The 19,423-nt window shown below is 59.8% G+C and carries 15 protein-coding genes; 6 read left to right on the forward strand and 9 right to left on the reverse strand.

Going from position 1 to position 19,423, the window contains the following annotated elements:
* Positions 1-28: 28 nt before the first annotated feature.
* Positions 29-1,543 (reverse strand): dGTPase, encoded by a 1,515-nt coding sequence (dgt, locus tag QZH36_RS16510; RefSeq protein WP_125289082.1) that lies wholly within the window; start codon positions 1,541-1,543, stop codon positions 29-31.
* Positions 1,544-1,631: 88 nt separating this feature from the next.
* On the opposite strand from dgt, the gene mtnN reads away from it, so the two are divergent.
* The 3 genes from mtnN (at position 1,632) to QZH36_RS16525 (ending at position 3,485) form a co-directional block, all read left to right on the forward strand.
* Positions 1,632-2,327, forward strand: coding sequence for a 5'-methylthioadenosine/S-adenosylhomocysteine nucleosidase (mtnN, locus tag QZH36_RS16515; RefSeq protein ID WP_253455199.1), 696 nt, complete (start codon positions 1,632-1,634; stop codon positions 2,325-2,327).
* Positions 2,320-3,093 (forward strand): vitamin B12 ABC transporter substrate-binding protein BtuF, encoded by a 774-nt coding sequence (btuF, locus tag QZH36_RS16520; protein WP_253455200.1) that lies wholly within the window; start codon positions 2,320-2,322, stop codon positions 3,091-3,093. The genes mtnN and btuF overlap by 8 nt, the downstream gene beginning before the upstream one ends.
* Positions 3,094-3,230: 137 nt before the next feature.
* On the forward strand, positions 3,231-3,485 hold the full coding sequence (locus QZH36_RS16525) for a hypothetical protein (protein ID WP_253455201.1): 255 nt from the start codon (positions 3,231-3,233) through the stop codon (positions 3,483-3,485).
* A gap of 35 nt (positions 3,486-3,520) precedes the next feature.
* Here QZH36_RS16525 and erpA read toward each other — a convergent pair whose 3' ends face one another.
* Both erpA and clcA read right to left on the reverse strand, forming a co-directional pair.
* Positions 3,521-3,865 carry an iron-sulfur cluster insertion protein ErpA gene (gene erpA, locus QZH36_RS16530; RefSeq protein ID WP_125289078.1) on the reverse strand — a complete coding sequence of 115 codons (345 nt, stop codon included), beginning with the start codon at positions 3,863-3,865 and terminating at the stop codon, positions 3,521-3,523.
* Between the two features lie 78 nt (positions 3,866-3,943).
* Positions 3,944-5,377: a H(+)/Cl(-) exchange transporter ClcA gene (gene clcA / locus QZH36_RS16535; RefSeq protein WP_301251374.1), complete on the reverse strand. Its 1,434-nt coding sequence runs from the start codon at positions 5,375-5,377 to the stop codon at positions 3,944-3,946.
* Positions 5,378-5,546: 169 nt separating this feature from the next.
* On the opposite strand from clcA, the gene hemL reads away from it, so the two are divergent.
* The gene (gene hemL / locus QZH36_RS16540) at positions 5,547-6,830 is read left to right on the forward strand and encodes a glutamate-1-semialdehyde 2,1-aminomutase (RefSeq protein ID WP_301730679.1); all 1,284 of its coding nucleotides are present in this window, start codon (positions 5,547-5,549) and stop codon (positions 6,828-6,830) included.
* 37 nt (positions 6,831-6,867) lie between these two features.
* Here the strand turns inward: hemL and fhuB are convergent, their stop codons facing one another.
* The 6 genes from fhuB to hrpB all read right to left on the reverse strand — a co-directional run bounded on the left by fhuB (position 6,868) and on the right by hrpB (position 18,069).
* Complete coding sequence (gene fhuB, locus QZH36_RS16545; protein WP_301730680.1) at positions 6,868-8,841, reverse strand: Fe(3+)-hydroxamate ABC transporter permease FhuB; 1,974 nt, start codon at positions 8,839-8,841, stop codon at positions 6,868-6,870.
* Entirely contained in the window at positions 8,838-9,719 is an 882-nt protein-coding gene (gene fhuD, locus QZH36_RS16550) for a Fe(3+)-hydroxamate ABC transporter substrate-binding protein FhuD (RefSeq protein ID WP_301730681.1), read from the reverse strand. The genes fhuB and fhuD overlap by 4 nt, the downstream gene beginning before the upstream one ends.
* 10 nt (positions 9,720-9,729) lie before the next feature.
* Positions 9,730-10,524, reverse strand: coding sequence for a Fe3+-hydroxamate ABC transporter ATP-binding protein FhuC (fhuC, locus tag QZH36_RS16555; protein WP_253455206.1), 795 nt, complete (start codon positions 10,522-10,524; stop codon positions 9,730-9,732).
* A gap of 45 nt (positions 10,525-10,569) precedes the next feature.
* Entirely contained in the window at positions 10,570-12,753 is a 2,184-nt protein-coding gene (gene fhuA / locus QZH36_RS16560) for a ferrichrome porin FhuA (RefSeq protein WP_301730682.1), read from the reverse strand.
* 274 nt (positions 12,754-13,027) lie between these two features.
* Positions 13,028-15,547 carry a bifunctional glycosyl transferase/transpeptidase gene (gene mrcB / locus QZH36_RS16565; RefSeq protein ID WP_301251380.1) on the reverse strand — a complete coding sequence of 840 codons (2,520 nt, stop codon included), beginning with the start codon at positions 15,545-15,547 and terminating at the stop codon, positions 13,028-13,030.
* Positions 15,548-15,633: 86 nt separating this feature from the next.
* The gene (hrpB, locus tag QZH36_RS16570; protein ID WP_301730683.1) at positions 15,634-18,069 is read right to left on the reverse strand and encodes an ATP-dependent helicase HrpB; all 2,436 of its coding nucleotides are present in this window, start codon (positions 18,067-18,069) and stop codon (positions 15,634-15,636) included.
* 68 nt (positions 18,070-18,137) lie between these two features.
* On the opposite strand from hrpB, the gene thpR reads away from it, so the two are divergent.
* Positions 18,138-18,677, forward strand: a complete 540-nt coding sequence (gene thpR / locus QZH36_RS16575; RefSeq protein ID WP_301251382.1) for an RNA 2',3'-cyclic phosphodiesterase — start codon at positions 18,138-18,140, stop codon at positions 18,675-18,677.
* The gene (gene sfsA, locus QZH36_RS16580; protein WP_253455211.1) at positions 18,674-19,378 is read left to right on the forward strand and encodes a DNA/RNA nuclease SfsA; all 705 of its coding nucleotides are present in this window, start codon (positions 18,674-18,676) and stop codon (positions 19,376-19,378) included. The genes thpR and sfsA overlap by 4 nt, the downstream gene beginning before the upstream one ends.
* Positions 19,379-19,423 lie beyond the last annotated feature (45 nt).

Consider the following 19,423-nt stretch of genomic DNA (forward strand, 5'->3'; position numbering starts at 1 on the left):
GCCTTTACAAACCCGCCGGAAAAAACGCTTATTCCACTGCCATCAAACGACGATATTCGTCCCAAGCATAAAGATCGGTCATGCCGCTGACATAATCCTGCAGCAAACGCGCCCGATAATAACGCTCCCAGAGCAGACGTTCAAATCGCTGTTCGATCTTCAGGTTTTTCATATGCACCGAATAAGCCTTCCGGTGCTTGCCGGATAATTTATGAAACAGACGTGTTTCAATTGGGTAGTCCGGATGGAAATCCTCATTTATCAGCATGTTAAAATCCTGATAAGAAAGCTGTAATAATGGCTTATAAATATCCAGCAGGCCTTTTATAACCCGATAACCCTGTAGCTCCAGCTGTTCGACTTCCGGATGATTAAATACGTGCTTTCTGGCGACTTTTTTAAACAGATTCAGCAGCTGGTTTTCATCGCCGTCATCTTCAAGCAGCGAATGATTAAAACTTCCCTGCCAGATTGGCCCGATATTATCGACAAAGCGTTTAACGGCGTGCTCGACCAATGCGGACTGTACTTTAACGCGAAGCTTCATAAAAAAGGTATCGCTCCGGCTGCGATAACGCTCTTTACTTTGCGCCTCGGTGTAAGCAAAGCCGACAATCTTTACAAAGAGTTCGTCAGAGGTGACCTTTTTGTTTTTTCGCAGCAGCGTCCACTCATCTTCTAAAAACTGATAAAGCTGGTCGACGCTGAAAATCGCTTTTTCTACGGCGTCGTCCAGGTCGGCAATACAATAAGAGATATCGTCGGCGGCTTCCATAATATAGGTCAGCGGAAAACGATGATATTGCTGTGTGTTGGTTGCCCTGAGCAGATCGGCCACGTACTTCTCTTCGGAAAGATAATAGCCTGGCTTTTTCATCAGCGTACTAAACTGCGGCGGTTTTTCGCCCTGAAACCAGGCCGGCGCCGTGTATTTTAAAATGCAGGCAACCTGTACATAGGAAAGATTAAGCTGAAGCAGCGTATGCACCAGGCGAATAGCCTGCGCGTTGCCCTCAAAATGGCAAAGATCCTGACGAAGACGGGCATTCATGGCGAGAAATTTTTCATTCTGCTCGCTGTCATCAACCCCGGCCTCCTGCGGCTCGGTCAGCAGCCCGGGCAAATTCACGCGGAACCAGTCGTTGATCGCCGCCTCGCCAAAATGGCCGAACGGCGGATTACCGACGTCATGCAGCAGGCAGGCCATTTCCACCAGGCTTTCAAAGGCGCCGGTTAAATCGGCCAGGCCGTACTTTTCCAGCCCGCCAGGCTGCTTTCGCAATGCCTGAAGCACCTCTTTCACGATATAGCGGCCGGTCTGTTGCACCTCCAGCGAATGCGTCAGCCGCGAGCGCACGGCGGCGTTTCGCTCCAGAGGAAAGACCTGCGTTTTTTGCTGAAGTCGCCGAATAGCCGCCGAATTAATAATACGTCCGCGATCGCTTTCAAAATGGCGGGTAATATAATATTCGCCTTCGGGCTTTTCGCGGTTATTAAAGGGCCGCTCGAAACTGAATTTCGTCCTGAAATCTGTCGCTGTCATACTAGCCCGCCCTGATGAGTTAAACCTGCTAATCATGATAAACTATGCACTACATTGAACAACTTCCACAACAATAGCGAGCATTCCTATGAAAGCAGGCATTATTGGCGCGATGGAGCAGGAAGTAACCCTGCTGCGCGATAAAATTGAAAACCGTCAGACTATCGCGCTGGCCGGTTGCGAGATCTATACCGGCACGCTGAACGGCGTTGAGGTTGCCCTGCTGAAATCGGGTATCGGCAAAGTTTCTGCGGCGATGGGCACCACGCTGCTGCTGGAGCTGTGCAAACCGGATTTTGTGATTAATACCGGTTCCGCAGGCGGTTTGGCCTCCACGCTGAAGGTCGGCGATATCGTGGTATCCGACGAGGTGCGCTATCACGATGCCGACGTCACCGCTTTCGGCTACGAGCCAGGCCAGATGGCAGGCTGTCCGGCAGCCTTTACGGCCGATGATAAACTGATTGCCGCGGCGGAAAGCTGCATCGCTAAGCTTGGCCTGAACGCCGTACGCGGCCTGGTCGTGAGCGGCGATGCCTTTATTAACGGTGCCGAACCGCTGGCGCGCATTCGTACGACTTTCCCGCAGGCCGTAGGCGTAGAGATGGAAGCGACCGCTATCGCTCACGTTTGCCACCAGTTCGGCACGCCGTTTGTAGTGGTGCGAGCCATTTCCGACGTGGCCGACCAGGAGTCGCATCTGAGCTTTGACGAGTTCCTGACCGTTGCCGCTAAGCAGTCCTCACTGCTGGTGGAAACGCTGCTGACCCACCTTCGTGGCTAAGCTTTTCGCCCTGTTGCTGCTGCTCTGTTACGGAGCGGCAGCCGCCACGCCCCGCGTTATCACCCTTGCGCCAAACCTGACCGAACTGGCTTTTGCCGCAGGCATCACGCCTGTCGCCGTCAGCGCTTATTCCGACTATCCCCCCGCTGCCGCCGCTATCGAACAGGTGGCGAACTGGCAGGGAATTAACGTTGAACGCATCATCAACCTGAAACCGGACGTGGTGCTTGCCTGGCGCGAGGGAAATCCGCAGCGACAGGTCGATCAGCTGGCAGCCTTCGGCATTAAGGTGGTGTGGCTGGCGCCAGCCACGATTGGCGAGATGATTGCCGCCGTGCGCGATCTTAAAGCCTTCAGTCCACACCCGGAACAGGCTGACAGGCAGGCGGCGGCGCTACAGCAGCAGTGGGATGATCTGCAGAGGCGCTATCAGCACGCACGCAAAGTGTCGGTGTTTTTACAGTTTGGTCAGCGGCCGCTTTTCACTGCCTCGCGTAATACGCTGCAAAACGAAATCGTACAGCTGTGCGGCGGCGAAAACATCTTTGCCGACAGCCGCGTCGCCTGGCCTCAGGTCAGCCGCGAGCAGGTTTTAATGCGGCATCCGCAGGCCATCGTGACGGGAGGTGACGCCGCCGCCGTCAGCGCCTTCTGGCGGCCACAGCTCAACGCGCAGGTAATTGTAATAAATGATGACTGGCTCAGCCGGCCCGGCCCGCGCATTCTTCAGGCAGCACGGGCATTGTGCAGTCAGTTGCAGCCCTGAGACGGCAGACACTGTACTAAAGTCGGTTAAAGTTTCAACGAAGATGGTCGTTAACCTAATTACGAGGCGGCAAGGCTGTTATAAGCGCCGCCCGGCATTTCAGGGCTTTTGCCCTTTTACACCAGGAAACTACAGCAATGAAAGCCGTTTATATGGCCTTAGGCCTGATGATGGCAGGTCAGGCGGCTGCTGCTTCCATTACCGGCAGCATTGGCGTCAGGCTGACCATTTACTCCCAATGTCACATTGACGGGCAGAGTACTATCACAGCAAGAACACCTGCAGTGGACTGCGGCCAACAAAGAGCCGCACAGCCGAAAGTCACGCAGACGGCGATTTCGTCTAACCGCGAAACGCGCCAGACGTCGAAACTGGTCACTGTAGAATGGTAAGCGAAAACCCCGGCGGCAACGTCGGGGTTTTTTATTCAGATACTGAAAGAAGAACCGCAGCCGCAGGTAGTTTTGGCGTTCGGGTTAGTCACGATAAAACGCGAGCCTTCCAGCCCTTCGGTATAGTCCACCGAGCCGCCAACCAGATATTGCAGGCTCATAGGATCCACCACCAGCGCCACGCCCGATTTTTCAATCGTCATATCGCCATCGTTGACCTTATCGTCAAAGGTGAAACCGTACTGGAAACCGCTGCAACCGCCGCCGGTAATATAGACACGCAGTTTCAGATCGGGATTCTCTTCATCTGAGATCAGGTTTTTAACTTTACTGGCCGCTGCTTCGGTAAACTGCAGGGGCAGAGCTACATCTTCACTCATTTCATACTCCATCAGGCACTCGGGCCGGTCAGAATTCGACCATTAATCGCACCATTATCTTACACACCAGTATAGCAATCAAGTATGCGCCTGTTTGTCGGTTGTGGTGTTAGCAGCCGCTGCTACCGCGTCATCGGCCTGCTGCTGTTTTTCCAGCGTGCGCGCCAGCAGCGAGGAGTAAAGCGGTTTGCCGCCGAGAAACTGCGCCAGTAAGGTTGCCCCAAGGCAGGTGATAATCATCGGCAGAATAAGCTGATAATTATCGGTCATTTCCAGTACCAGCACGATGCCGGTGAGCGGCGCCCTGACCGAAGCGGCGAACAGCGCGCCCATGCCCGCAATGGCAAAAGTACCGACTTCCAGCTGATAAGCAGGAAACAGCGAGGCGCTGGCCATGCCGAACGCGGTGCCCAGCAGCGTGCCCAGCGCCAGCATCGGCGCGAAAATACCGCCCGGCGCGCCGGAGCCAAAACAGAGCAGCGTTGTCGCCATGCGGGCGATAAAAATAAACAGCAGCGTGCCCACGGTATAATGACCGGCCGCCGCAATGGGGATCAGCTCAAAGCCGCCGCCTGCAGCCTCCGGCTCGATGACGCCCAGCACGCCGCAAACGCCCCCCAGCACGGCGCCGATAATCAGAATTTTTTTCAGGTTGCCGCCGTGGAGGCGCTGAAACATATCCTGCGTTTTAAAAATCAGCGCGTTAAACGCTACGCCAACGATGCCGAAAATCATGCCCAGCAGCAGATAGAGCCAGAGCGTGTTGACCGGCGAGTTGGAAAGTTTACCGACGGCGATCACCGCGTGTTCGCCGTTGAAAATGCGGAACACGATGCTGGACATAATGACGCCGATAAACACGGCCTTGATAGAGATAACGCTGTAGCGAAACTGCAAACGCATCTCTTCGATGATAAACAGAATGCCCGCCAGCGGCGCGTTAAACGCGGCTGAAAGCCCGGCAGCCGCACCGGTAGCCAGCAAAGAGTGGCGGGCCTCGGCGCTTTTCAGGCGGAAAATATCCAGCACCATGCGGCCAATGTTGCCGCCCAGCTGCACCGTCGGCCCTTCGCGTCCCAGCACCATGCCCGCGCCCAGCGTTCCCATGCCGCCGATAAATTTAACGGGGATTACCCGCCACCAGCGCACCGGCCGCAGCTCTTCCAGCGCGCCTTCGATTTCCGGAATACCGGAGCCTGAGGCTTCCGGCGCAAAGCGGCGCACCAGATAGTACCCCACGACGGCCAGCAGTGCGGAAAGGATAAACGCCAGCGGAAACAGCAGGATCCAGTGTTGTTCAACGTCTGCCAGCATTGCCAACCGCCAGTGGCTGACGCTATGCACCGCTTTTTCGAAGGCGACGCCTACCAGTCCGGCCAGCAGGCCGACAATGCCTGCCATAATTAACACCACGACCGGCGTTTTATCGCGTCTTAATAGCAGGCGGAGAAAGTCGCCGCGTCGGGCTGGCACCACGTGTAACTGGTCGGACGAAGAGGTTGTCTGCTGCATAGTCCATTCGTATCAGTTCAGGCGAAGCTGATATTTTACTCATCCCGTCGCGGCTGTCGCCAGGAAAAGCTGATCCTTTCGTGTCAAAAGCGCCAGCGGCCTTTCAACCCGACCGTCTGTTCCCTTAGAATGGCGGGGTTTTTCTTAATGCATCCTCAGGAGCGGAACCATGAGTAAGTCTGAAAATCTGTATGCTCAGGCACAGCAAGTTATTCCCGGCGGCGTCAACTCGCCGGTACGCGCCTTCACCGGCGTTGGCGGCGTACCGCTCTTTATTGAACGCGCTAACGGCGCTTATCTTTACGACGCCGACGGCAAAGCCTATATCGATTACGTCGGCTCCTGGGGACCGATGGTGTTGGGCCATAACCATCCTGCCATCCGTAACGCGGTTATCGAAGCCGTAGAGCGCGGCCTGAGCTTTGGCGCGCCGACCGAGATGGAAGTCAAAATGGCCGAGCTGGTGACCGAACTGGTACCGACGATGGACATGGTGCGGATGGTGAACTCCGGCACCGAAGCAACAATGAGCGCCATTCGCCTGGCTCGCGGTTTTACCCATCGCGACAAAATTATCAAATTTGAAGGCTGCTACCACGGCCACGCCGATCACCTGCTGGTGAAAGCCGGTTCAGGCGCGCTGACCCTCGGCCAGCCGAATTCACCGGGCGTTCCGGCCGATTTTGCTAAGCACACGCTGACCTGCACCTATAACGATCTGGATTCCGTGCGCGCCGCTTTTGAGCAGTATCCGCATGAAATCGCGTGCATCATCGTCGAGCCGGTCGCGGGCAATATGAACTGCATCCCGCCGCTGCCGGCGTTTTTGCCAGGCCTGCGCGCGCTCTGCGACGAATTTGGCGCGCTGCTGATTATCGATGAAGTGATGACCGGCTTCCGCGTGGCGCTGGCTGGCGCGCAGGCGCATTACGGCGTGGTGCCGGATTTAACCTGCCTGGGCAAAATCATCGGCGGTGGAATGCCGGTCGGCGCGTTTGGCGGCCGTCGCGAAGTAATGGAAGCGCTGGCGCCGACGGGGCCGGTTTATCAGGCGGGTACCCTTTCCGGCAACCCGATTGCGATGGCAGCCGGTTTTGCCTGCCTGAGCGAGATCGCGAAGCCCGGCACGCACGCCACGCTGACCGACCTCACCACCCGCCTGGCGGAAGGCCTGCTGCAGGCGGCAGAAGAAACCAACATTCCGCTGGTGGTTAACCACGTTGGCGGCATGTTCGGGCTGTTCTTTACCGCAGCCGACCAGGTCACCAGCTATCAGGACGTGACCCAGTGCGACGTGGAGCGCTTTAAGAAGTTCTTCCACCTGATGCTGGAAGAAGGCGTTTACCTCGCCCCTTCCGCTTTTGAAGCGGGCTTTATGTCGCTGGCGCACAGCCAGGAAGATATTCAGCGCACGGTGGACGCCGCACGCCGCAGCTTCGCTAAGCTGGCGTAACGGTAGTCGGGCAGCGCACCAGGCGCTGCCCTTTCCTTCACACCTTCCGCAGCAGATAAACGAAGTAAGGCGCGCCGATAAAGGTCGCCAGCAGTCCCGCCGGCACCTGCGCCGGAAAGGCCACCATCCGTCCGCACCAGTCCGCTATCATCATCAGACCGCCGCCAAGCAGACTGGCGATAAGCAGCTGCGGCAGCGCCCGCCGGAAACCCAGCATCCTTGCGATATGCGGCGCCATCAGCCCGACAAAGCTCAGCGGCCCGATGGTCAGCGTGGCCGCCGCCGTCAGCGCGGCCGCCAGCAGCAGCAGCGCCATCCGCGAGGTTTTCAGCGCCACGCCCAGCGAGCGGGCCGTTTCGCCGCCTAACGGCAACAGCGTCAGCCAGCGACGGCACAGCGGCGTCAGCGCCAGCAGCACGGCCGCCACGATTATCGTCCTGATCGCCTGCTCGCCGCTCACGCTATAGGTCGAGCCGGAGATCCACGTCATCAGCCCGGCCATACGCGGATCGCCGCTGGCCATCAGCAGCAGCAGCAGGGTGGCAAAGGCGGTACTCAGCGCCATGCCCGCCAGCAGCATACGTTCGGGCGAAAAGCCGCCGCGCCCGCCCACAAAGGTAATAATCAGCAGCGTGATTGCCGCGCCCAGGCTGCCCGCAGGCAGCAGCCAGCCGAAGGCGTCGCCGGGCACCAGAAACAACATAATCACCACGCCAAAGGCGGCGCCGGAGCTGATGCCCAGCACTTCCGGGCTGGCCATCGGATTGCCGGTCAGGCGCTGCACCAGGCAGCCAGCCGCGCCCAGCATCATGCCCGTCGCCAGCGCCGCCGCCAGTCTTGGCATTCGCCAGGGCAACAATTGCTGCCACAGTTCGCCGCTTGCCCACGTCCAGCCGTCAGCGCCGCGCCCGAAGCTGAGCGCCACGGCGCCCAGCGCCAACAGCAGCGCCACGCCGCCCAGACACCACAACAGCAGGCCGTGGCGCTCGACCGGCACGCGATCGCCCCGATCCAGCGCGGGCGGCGCGGAAGCGGTACGCAGGCGCGGCAGTAACCACAGCAGCAGCGGTGCGCCAATAATCGCGGTTGCCGTACCGGTCGAAATTTCCTGCCAGCGATCGGTCAGCCAGATCACGCTCTGATCGGCCAGCCACAGCAGCAACATGCCGATAAACGGCGCCAGCAGCATCCGGCTGAGCAGCCGTCTTGCACCCAGCATTTTTGCCAGCAGCGGCGCAAAAAGGCCGATAAAGCCGATCACGCCCGCCGCGTTTACCAGCTGCGCGCTGAGCACGATAGCCAGCGCCAGCACGCTTAAGCGGGCCAGCGACAGCCCCAGCCCCAGATTCTTCGCCACGCCGTCGTCCAGCCCCATCAGCGTCATCGGCCTGCGCAACAGCAGCGCCAGCACAAAGCCCGTCAGCAGCTTCGGCCACAGGAATTCGACGTTGCCCCAGTCCATCTGGTTCAGCGAGCCGGTTCCCCATAAAAAGATATTCTGCAGCCTGTCGTGATTAAACAGGCCGATAAGCTGATTGACCGCGCCACAATAGAGCGACATCACCAGGCCGGCCAGGATCAGCGTCACCGGAGAAAGCCGCTTCCCCCAGGCGATGCCAAACACAATCAGCCCGATGGCCAGCGCGCCGAGCATAGCGGCAAACTGCTGGCCAAATAGCGGCAGGCTCCAGAGCGCAGCAATGGTCAGGCCAAGCTGCGCGCCGGTGGCGACCCCAAGCGTGGTTGGCTCTGCTAATGGATTGCGCAGCACCTGCTGGAAGAGCAGGCCCACCAGCCCCAGCCCGGCGCCCACCAGCAGCGACAGCGCCAGCCTCGGCAGCAGGCTGTAGTGAAACACCATCTGGCTGACGCTTTCGGGACCGGCGGCTTTTATCGCGCTGAACCACAGCGACGGCGCAAGATGCTGGCTGAAGTTATAGCCGGTCAGGCCCAGCGCCAGCGCGAACAGCAGCGTTAATAAGAACACGGGAAAACGCACGGAATTTTTCATAGCGGCTCCAGCGCCCGATCCAGCGACTGGCAAAAACGCATCGCAGAAAGCGTTGCGCCATAGAACCAGACCTGCGGCACGCGGCGAAAGCGCTGCTGCCGGACAAAATCCATCGCCTGCCAGAGCGGCGTCGCGCTGACCTGCTGCATTAAATTATCGTCTCCGTGCGCAAAACAGATCGCCTCGACGTCTTTTAGCGTCGCCAGTCTTTCCAGCCCGATCACCGCGCTTCCCCAGAAATTGGTTTCGCCCTGCCAGGCGTTTTCCAGCCCCAGCTCGTTCATCACTTCCAGAAACAGGCTGCCCTTGCCAAAAACCAGCGCATGACGCGCATCCAGCAGCGACATCAGCAGCACCGGACGCCGCTTTCGACCGGCAACGCGCTTTCTGGCGGCGGCGATAAAGGTGTCGAACTGTGCCAGATGGCGCTGCGCCTGCGGCACGCGATCGAGACGGTCGGCCAGCTGCATCAACGACTGCCGCGCCACGGTCAGCGGTTTGCCGCTGGCGTCGTTGAAGGCGAAGCCCATCGCGGGCGCGATTTTCTCAAATTTGTCGTTGGATGGCCCATAGCCGGAAGAGTAAAGAATGAGCGAAGGCCGCATCTGCATCATCAGCTCAAGATTGGGTTCGGTGCGCAGGCCCAGATCCACCGTTGAGGCAGGCAGCTTTGGCTCGCCGACCCAAAGCTGGTAGTTATACATTTCGGCTACGCCCATCGGCGCGACGCCAAGCGCCAGCAGCAGTTCTGTCGGCAGCCACTCCAGCGACACAATGCGCGCTGCGTCAATGCCCGACGCGGCACGGCTGCCGAAGGCGGGCAGCAAAGGCGCAAGCGCCATCGCCATCAGCAGGCGGCGGCGATAAAAATCCGGCATGGAGATTCCTTTAGTAAACAAAACTTACCGGCGTGCCGCCGTCCGGGTGCGGCAGAATGCCCATTGGGATACCGTAAATGGCCTGGAGCACCTCCGGCTGCATGATCGCGCCGGCATCACCCTGCGCAATCATCCCGCCGTTGCGTAAGGCGACCAGGTGGTCACAGTAGCGGGCGGCCATATTGATATCGTGCAGCACGGCGATCACGGTCAGCCCCCGCTCATGGCTGAGCCGCTGGATAAGCGCCAGCACCTCGACCTGATGAGCGATATCCAGCGCGGAAGTCGGTTCATCCAGCAGCAGGCAGCGGCTGTTCTGCGCCACCAGCATCGCAATCCAGGCGCGCTGGCGCTCGCCGCCGGAGAGGCTGTCCACCAGACGCGAGGCGAAAGGTTTCAGGCCCACCAGCGCAATGGCTTCATCGACGCGATCGCGATCTTCGCTGCCGAAGCGGCCCAGCGCGCCGTGCCAGGGATAGCGCCCCATCGAGACCAGCTCCCGCACCGTCATGCCCTCGGCGGCGGGAAGCTGCTGCGGCAGATAGGCGACCTCACGGGCAAAGCGCTTAGCGGGCCACTGCGCCAGCGCTTTATCATTGAGCCGCACTTCGCCGCCGGTCGCGGCGTGATGGCGCCCCAACAGCTTTAACAGCGTGGATTTGCCGGAGCCATTATGCCCAATCAGCCCGCAGACTTTTCCGGCGGGAAAGGTCAGCGACAGCGGCTGGAGCAGGATGCGGCCCGGAACGGCAAATGAAGTTTGATGCAGCGAGAAGGTGCTGTCGGTCAGGTGCGGAGAATGCATAACAATTTTCTGCCTGACGGGCGCGGCGAACCGCGCCCGGTTTGGTTAGAAACGGAAAGTGGCGGTGCCGACGATCTGACGTTCGGCGCCCCAGTAGCAGGCGTAGTCGCGATAGCAGCTGGCGACATAATCCCGATCGAAGAGGTTGTTGACGTTGACGCCAATCGACGAGCCTGGCAGGCCAAAACGGCCTAGGTCGTACTTCACCACGGCATCGACGGTGGTGTACGCCGCCACGTTGAAGTTCTGATTAGTATCAGGGCCGGTGCTGTACAGGCCTTTGCTCTCACCGACATAGCGTACGCCGCTTCCCACGGTCAGGCCGGAAAGCGCCGTTTCGTGGAAGGTATAATCGGCCCACAGCGACGCCATATGTTTCGGCACCTGCACCGGCGTTCTGCCTTTCAGCTGCGTATCGTGCGTGTATTCCGCGTCGGTATAGGTGTAAGAGGCGATAACGTTAACGTTGGCATTGACCGCCGCCTTCGCTTCCAGCTCGACGCCGCGCGAACGGATTTCGCCGCTTTGCACGCTGAAATTGGCGAACTCAGAATCGGGATTCGCCGTCAGATTTTTCGTTTTAGTCAGCTGATAGAGCGCGCCGGTGATCACAATCGGGCGGTCTTTCGGCACGTATTTTACGCCAGCCTCGTACTGCTTAGCGCGTGACGGATCGAACGGCTGTCCTTCAGCGGAGGTTCCGGCAGTCGGAATAAAGGATTCGCTGTAGCTGAAATAAGGCGCCACGCCGTTATCAAACACGTAGTTCAGGCCGCCGCGCCAGGTAAAGGCCTGGTCGTGGTTTTTCGCCAGCGCATTAGCGTCGCGGTTAAACGCCGAGGTCATCGCGTAATCGTAGCGCGCGCCCAGCGTCATGACCCAGCGGTCCCACTCCATCTGATCCTGCGCGTACAGGCCGGTCTGCTCCTGCTTGTTCAGATAGTGATACGGGAAGGTGATCGTGGTGCTGTCGTTGCCGTACTGCGGATCCAGCGCGCTCAGCGGGGAAGCGGTACCGAATCCGGCGTTGATATCGTTGCGGGTACGTTGATAGTCGACGCCCAGCAGCAGCGTATGATCCAGCGCGCCCGTAGCGAATTTCGCCTGCGCCTGGCTATCGACGGCAAACTGGTTCAGCTCTTCTTCAGAACCGGCGTAAGCGCGGGTAATGGCACTGCTGGCGCTGTCGAAACCGTTGCCGTAAATGCTGCGATAGTCGGTGCGCAGATCGGCGTAGCGCAGGTTTTGCCGCACGGTCCAGGTATCGTTAAAGCTGTGCGAGAAGTTATAGCCCACCATTTTGGTGTTGCGGGAGATCTTGTTGCTCGCCTCGCCTTCGTCAAAATCGGTGCCCAACTTGTGCTGCCGGCCGTTGGCATCGACGATCGGCACCACGGTGCCCTGACGCGGCAGCCAGCCGTAGTAGCCCGTTTCCGGCTCGTTCTGGAAATAGGTTAACAGCGTGAAGTTGGTGTTGGCGTCGGGCTGCCAGCTGAAGGACGGCGCCACGGTATAGCGCTTCTCTTTCTGCATATCCTGCTGCGCGTCCTGACTGCGCGCCAGGCCGGTCAGGCGCCAGGAGTAAACGCCGCCGTCATCCAGCGCGCCGCCGAAATCAAAGCCGGTGGAAAACAGGTTATCCGAGCCCATCTGGAACTGCACTTCGCGCAGCGTTTCCGTGGTCGGACGCTTGCTGACCAGCGCCACTACGCCGCCCGGGTTGCTCTTGCCGTAAAGCACGGATGCCGGCCCGCGCAGCAGCTCCGCGCGCTCCAGAAAATAAGGATCGATAGCGAATTCGGAGTAGTTATCGCCCTGGAGCTTCAGGCCGTCCAGATACTGATTGGTGTTGGTTTCGCTGAAGCCGCGGATGGACAGCGCGTCGATAACCTGCGAGCTGCCGCGGTTGCCGGTCATTACGCCGGGCGCATAGTTAAAGGCTTCCTTAACCGTGCTGACGTTGCGCATCTCGATTTCGTCGCTGGTCACCACCGAAACGGACTGCGGATTTTTTTCAATCGGCGTATCGGTTTTGGTACCGGTGGCGCTGCGTTTAGCGGCGATGGTCGGTGCCGGGCCCCAGGCGTTTTCGCTGGCGGCATCGGCGTTGGCGCTGACGGTAATAGTCTGTTCGCTGGCGGCGAAAGCAGAGGAGGAAAGCGCGACGGCAACAAGGCAGGCCAGTCGGCTTACCGGCAAAGCGGATGATTTCAAAGATGAAATAGCCATTTAGCGTTCTCTGATGAAAAGTAGAATGTAAACGAGAATTATTATTATAACGACAGGATAATAGGCGAATTACCGGCGCTTTCGCAAGAAAAAATCGGGCGCTTTTAGCGCGAATCCGGCGGAGTTCAGGCCAGCATAAAGCAGGGAAAATAAAGCCGTTGTCATGCCGTCGCGCTGAAAAGCCTCTTTTTGCCGGTTTAGTTTTTCTGCTGCCGCCGCCAAAAAGGCAAAAAAAAGCCGGCTCGTTAAGAACCGGCTTTACACCTGTTTTCAGTTATTTACCGAACATATCCTTGATCCAACCCGCCACGCCATCCGCATCCTTCTGCTCGTTTTGCGGCTGTTGAGCAGGCTGCTGCTCCTGCTGCATTTGCTGCTGTTGCATTTGCTGCTGCTGGATTTGCTGCTGCTGCTGCTGACAGAGTGCGTCGGCATCGGTGGTCCAGACCGGCAGCGTCCGCCAGCTGCTGCTGCCCGTGCCGCAGACAAAGTTACCGGCTGAATCCACGTTCATCGGCGCGATATCTTCCGGCGGCGTCGGCATCAGCGGCATCGGCGCCTGGTTGTCCAGATAGCGACGGTAGATCTGCATCGCGCCGCTGGCACCGTACAGTTTGGTACTCTGGTTATTGTCGCGGCCAATCCAGGTGATCGCCACTTCTTTGCCGTCCACGCCCGCGAACCAGCTGTCGATCAGGTTGTTGGTGGTGCCGGTTTTCGCCGCCAGGTGCGCCTTCGGATAGCGCGAACCTAACGCACGGGCCGTACCCTCTTGCGCGACCTGCTGCATCGCGTAAAGCGTCAGGTAGGCGGCCTGGGCCGGAATGGTGCGCTCCGCCTGCGGGAAGCTCTGATAAAGCACGGTGCCGTCTTCGGCAATGACCGAACGCAGCGCGGAAAGCTGCGCGCGATCGCCGCCGCTGGCGATAGTCTGGAACGCCTGCGCCACTTCGACCGGCGTCAGGTTCAGCGCGCCCAGCAGCATAGCCGGCACCGGCTGGAGTTCAGCCTTCGGCACGCCGAGTTTGCTCCAGGTATCCACCACCTGCGGCAGGCCCAGCGTCATGCCCAGGTTCACCGTTGGCACGTTCATGGAGTGCGCCAGCGCATCTACCAGCATCACCTGACCGCTGAAGCGGCGGTCATCATTCTGCGGCTTCCAGACCTGACCGTTTGGTTGCTTCAGCGCGATCGGATTATCGGCAATCCAGGTATTCAGGCGATAGCTATCCGGCTGGCTCAGCGCGGTCAGATAGGTGGCTGGCTTAGCCAGAGAACCAATCGACCGGCGCGCCTGTAGCGCACGGTTATAGCCCGCAAACTGGGGATCGGCACCGCCAACCATGGCGCGAACTTCACCGCTGAAGCGATCGACGATCACCATCGCGGTTTCCAGATCCTTCAGGTTGCGCTGTTTACGCAGCGTCGGCATCCCTTCTTCCACGGCTTTTTCTGCCGCATCCTGCGAAACAGAATCCAGCGTGGTGAAAATTTTCACGCCGGAAAGATCTTTGATCTTATCGCCCAGCTTCGCCTGTAGCTCGTTGCGCACCATCTGCATAAACGCAGGCTGTGGCGTGATCACGCCGCCTTTCGGCTGTACGCCAAGCGGACGGGCGCTGAGCATGTCGTACAGCTCCTGGTCGATCACTTTCTGCTGCTGCAGCAGACGCAGCACCAGGTTGCGGCGCTCCAGCGCCAGCTTCGGATTGCGCCACGGGTTATAGAGCGACGCGCCCTTCACCATGCCCACCAGCAGCGCCTGCTGATCCAGGCTCAGCTCGTCCACCGGACGGCCAAAGTAGTAGAGGCTCGCCAGCGGGAAGCCGCGGATCTGATCGTTGCCCGCCTGGCCCAGATAAACCTCATTCAGGTAAAGCTCCAGAATGCGATCTTTGCTGTAGCGCGCGTCCATAATCAGCGCCATATAGGCTTCGTTAGCCTTGCGCCACAGCGAACGTTTGTTGGTCAGGAAAAGGTTTTTCACCAGCTGCTGGGTCAGCGTACTGCCGCCCTGCACCGCTTTTCCTGCCGTGATATTCGCCAGGAAGGCGCGGCCGATAGAGTACAGGCTGATGCCGTCGTGCTCGTAGAAATGGCGGTCTTCGGTAGCCACCAGCGTATCGACCAGCAGATCCGGGAAGCCCGCACGCGGCACAAACAGGCGCTGCTCGCCGTTTGGTGATTGCAGCATAGTGATCAAACGAGGGTCGAGACGGAAGAAGCCGAAGTCGCGGCCGCTGTCGAGGTTTTTGATCTCGGTCAGCGAGTCGTTGTCAAAGCTCAGCCGCGCGCGGATTTGCCCTTCCTTGCTGTCCGGGAAGTCAAACGGGCGGCGGATCATCTCAATGCTGTTGCCCTGCACGGTAAACTCGCCAGGCCGCGTCATGCGCGTCACCTCGCGGTACTGCGTGCCTTCGAGCAGCGCGATCATCTCTTTTTTATTGTAGGCCATGCCCGGCTCAAGATTGACCATGCGGCCATACACCGTGGCGGGCAGCTGCCAGACTTTGCCGTCGATACGGCTGCGGATCTGCGAATCCAGGTACACCCCGTAGACCGCCATCAGTACAATAAATACCAGCAGCAGCTTAATCATTAAGCTCAGCCAGCCTCTTTTACGCGGCGGCCGTCCTTTTCCTTTACGTGGCACGGGTACTTTCTCCTCGTTATTATGGTCATCATCCTGAAAATCAATATTATCGACTTCCCTGCGGCGACCCCGGCCCGCCTTTTTGCGCGGGGGGTTGGGCTGTTTACCTTTACGCCCAATAGGTTCGCGATCGTCTGACATTCGTTTCTTTTCTCCAGAGCCGCCGTCGGCGGGCCGACTATGCACTGACATCAACTACGGTGGAACGGGAACCTTCTGAAACCCGATCAGGAAGGTGCGGAATACTTTTTGGTGCGCCGCGTCGGCAGCGCGCTGGCCGGATCGTCGGGCCAGAGATGTTTGGGATAGCGCCCTTTCATCTCTTTTTGCACTTCACGCCAGGCTCCCTGCCAGAAGCCCGCCAGATCGCGCGTGATCTGCAGCGGCCTTTGCGCGGGCGAGAGCAGCTCCAGCACCAGCGGAATGCGCCCTTCGGCCACGCTGGGATTTTGCGCTTCGCCGAACATCTCCTGTAGCCGCACGGCCAGCGCGGGCGGCTTCTCTTCATCGTAGCGGATCGGCAGCCGGCTTCCGGTGGGCACAGTGTAATGAGTTGGCAGCACAGTATCCAGCTGCTGGCGCTGTGACCATGTGAGCAATTGTAATAGCGCGTTGACGCAGTCGATCTGTTTTAACCCTTTTGCATCGCGCACGCCGCTCATCATCGGCAGCAGCCACTTTTCCAGCGTGGCGAGCAGATCGGCCTCGCTGGCGGCGGGCCATGCCTGTTCCGGCAGCCACTGCGCGGCGCAGACCAGCCGCACACGCAGCTGCTCGGCGGCGGGCGTCCAGTTCAGCACCGACAGCCCTTTGCTGCGGATCCAGCGCAGCATCGCCGGGTGCAGCACCGCTTCGTCAGGCTTGCTCAGCGGCTGGGATTTCAGCACCAGCTCGCCAATCTGTTCGCGACGCCAGGCGGAAAGCGTGCCGCGCTCGTCGTGCCATTCAACCTCTACCCGCTGCCCGACAAGCTGCGGCCGCTCGGCGATCAGCGTTTCTATCGTCAGCGGCAGCGCCTGGAGAATGCGCGCGTCCGGCTGCGCGCTGCCCTGTAATAGCGCGGGCGCAAGCAGCCATTCATAGCGGATTAACGCCTCTTCGCGATCGAGCATCGCGCCCATGCCGTTAGCCAGCTGATAGCGCCCTTCCATGCCGCGACGGCGAGCGATACGATCGGGAAAAGCGCTCGCCAGCAGCGGCGCGGCCAACGCCGCATCGATCGCGCCGCCGGTCAGGCGCAGCCGCTGCTGCAGCTGTTTCGCTCGTTTCTGCCAGTGGGGCTGGGGACGATGCAGCGCGTCCCGCAGATCGACGCTGCCGCGCGGCGGCTCCTCCAGGATCGCCGCCAGCATCGCCGCCGTGGCGGCGCTGTCCGCATCGTTGCCCGCCTCGACCAGCATCGCGGCCAGGCGCGGCTCGCTGCCGAAGGCGGCCATACGTCGACCTTTGGCCGTCAGCTGTCCGGCATCGGTGGTGGCACCAAGCTGCGACAGCAGCCGCTGCGCCTGGGCCAGGCTGGCGGCGGGCGGTTTATCCAGCCAGGTGAGCTGCGCCGCGTCGTGGCAGCCCCACTGCAGCAGATCCAGCCACAGCGAGCTTAAATCGCTTTGCAGTATTTCCGCGTCGCTGTGGGCCGCCGCCCGTTCCGCCTGCTCTTTAGGGATCAGATGCAGGCATATCCCCGGTGCCAGACGACCCGCGCGTCCGGCGCGCTGGATCATCGAAGCCTGGCTGACGCGCTGCGTTTGCAGGCGAGTCAGGCCGGTGCGCGTATCGAACAGCGCCGTCCGCTCCAGCGCGCTGTCCACCACCAGCCGGATGCCTTCGATAGTCAGGCTGGTTTCCGCGATATTGGTCGCCAGCACCACTTTTCGGCGGCCGACAGGCGCAGGAAGGATAGCTTTACGCTGCTCCGCCAGCGGCAGCGCGCCATATAAAGGACAAAGATCGACATCGCTGGCGACCAGTGGCGCCAGCTGCGTCTGCACCCGCTGGATTTCGCCCACGCCGGGCAGAAACAGCAGCAGCGAGCCAGGCTCTTCGCGCAGCAGCTCGCTGACCTGCCGCGCCACCGCCTCTTCAAACCGCTGGCTGGTGGACAGGGATGCGTAGCGCCGCTCAACGGGAAAAGAGCGGCCTTCGGAGCGGACAGATGGCGCATCCGGCAGCAGCGCCTGCAGGCGAGCGTTGTCCAGCGTGGCCGACATCAGCAGAATTTTCAGATCTTCACGCAGCCCCTGCTGCACGTCCAGCAGCAGCGCCAGCGCCAGATCGGCCTGCAGGCTGCGCTCGTGAAACTCATCCAGGATCACCAGCGAAACGCCTTCCAGCATCGGATCCTGCTGTAGCATCCGCGTCAGGATGCCTTCCGTAATCACCTCCAGCCGCGTGGACGGCCCGCTGCGGCTTTCCGCCCGCATCCGGTAGCCCACGGTCTGTCCTGGCGCTTCGCCAAGCTGCTCCGCCAGCCGCTGCGCCACGTTGCGCGCCGCCAGCCTGCGCGGCTCCAGCAGCAAAATACGCCCGCTGACCTGCTGCAAAAGCTGCAGCGGCAGCCATGTCGATTTTCCCGCGCCGGTCGGCGCCGCCAGCAGCACCTGCGGCGCATCCCGCAGGGCCGCCAACAGCTCGGGTAATACAGCGCTGACTGGTAATGAACTCACGTCTCTGCTCCTGGCCTTAAGTTGCCGGGCATTGTAGCATTCCTGCTTCTGGAATACCGGAGGGCACCATGAACGAGCAAAAAAGACTGTTTTTCGGTATCGCGCTACCGGCCAGCAGCAGTCAGGAGGTTATTGCGTGGCGCGCCGCCACCTTTGCCGAAGAGACCGGCCGTCCGATAGCGGCGGCTAACCTGCATCTTACGCTGGCCTTTTTAGGCGATGTCGGCGCGGAAAAGCAGCGTGCGCTCCAACAAATGGCCGGACGTATCAGGCAGTCGCCGTTTACCCTGACGCTGGACGACGCCGGTCACTGGCCGCGTTCCGGCGTGGTCTGGCTGGGGCCGAAGCAGGCGCCGCGCGGACTGCTGCAGCTGGCCGGACTGTTACGCTCGCAGGCCGCGCGCAGCGGCTGTTATCAAAGTCCGCTGCCCTTTCATCCGCATGTCACATTATTCCGCAATGCTCTCCAGCCGGTCGCGCTGCCGCCGCGTAATTTCAGCTGGCAGTTTCGCGTGGAGCGTTTTGCGCTCTTCGAGTCGCTGTTCAGCCAGGGCCGCACGCGCTATCGGGAGCTGGCAAGCTGGGAACTGCAACAGGAAAGTTTATGAATTTTACGCCGCCGCTGCGCCAGGCCACGCTGGTCAAACGTTATAAGCGCTTTCTGGCCGATGTCATCACGCCAGACGGCACCGAACTGACGCTGCATTGCGCCAATACCGGCGCGATGACCGGCTGTGCGACGCCAGGTGATACGGTGTGGTACTCCACGTCGGACAGCCTGACCAGAAAGTATCCGCACAGCTGGGAACTGACACAAACCCAGCAGGGACACTGGATCTGCGTAAATACGCTGCGCGCCAATATGCTGGTAAAAGAAGCGCTGCTGGCCGGGCAGATTCCGGAATTATCCGGTTATGCGGATTTACAAAGTGAAGTGAAATATGGCGCTGAAAAAAGCCGTATTGATTTCCTGTTAAAGGCAGAGGATCGCGTCAACTGCTATATTGAAGTCAAATCCGTGACGCTCTTACAACAGGGTAAGGGTTACTTTCCGGATGCGGTTACCGAGCGTGGCCAGAAGCATCTGCGCGAACTGGCGAAGATTGCGGAAAACGGCGAGCGCGCGGTGCTTTTATTTGCCGTTCTGCATTCGGGGATTGAGGACGTCACCCCGGCGCGTCACATTGATGCACGCTACGCAGAACTCATGGTTCAGGCGCGCGCAAGCGGGGTCGAGGTGCTTGCCTGTAAAGCGAGCCTCTCGCCTGAAGGTCTGGTCGTAGAGAGGAAACTGATTGTGAATGCGTAATTCAGACGCAATTAACTGTTATATGAAGGGTCTTATGTCGCGTCA

It is taken from the genome of Erwinia wuhanensis, assembly GCF_030484085.1.
Taxonomy (GTDB): Bacteria; Pseudomonadota; Gammaproteobacteria; order Enterobacterales; family Enterobacteriaceae; genus Erwinia; species Erwinia aeris.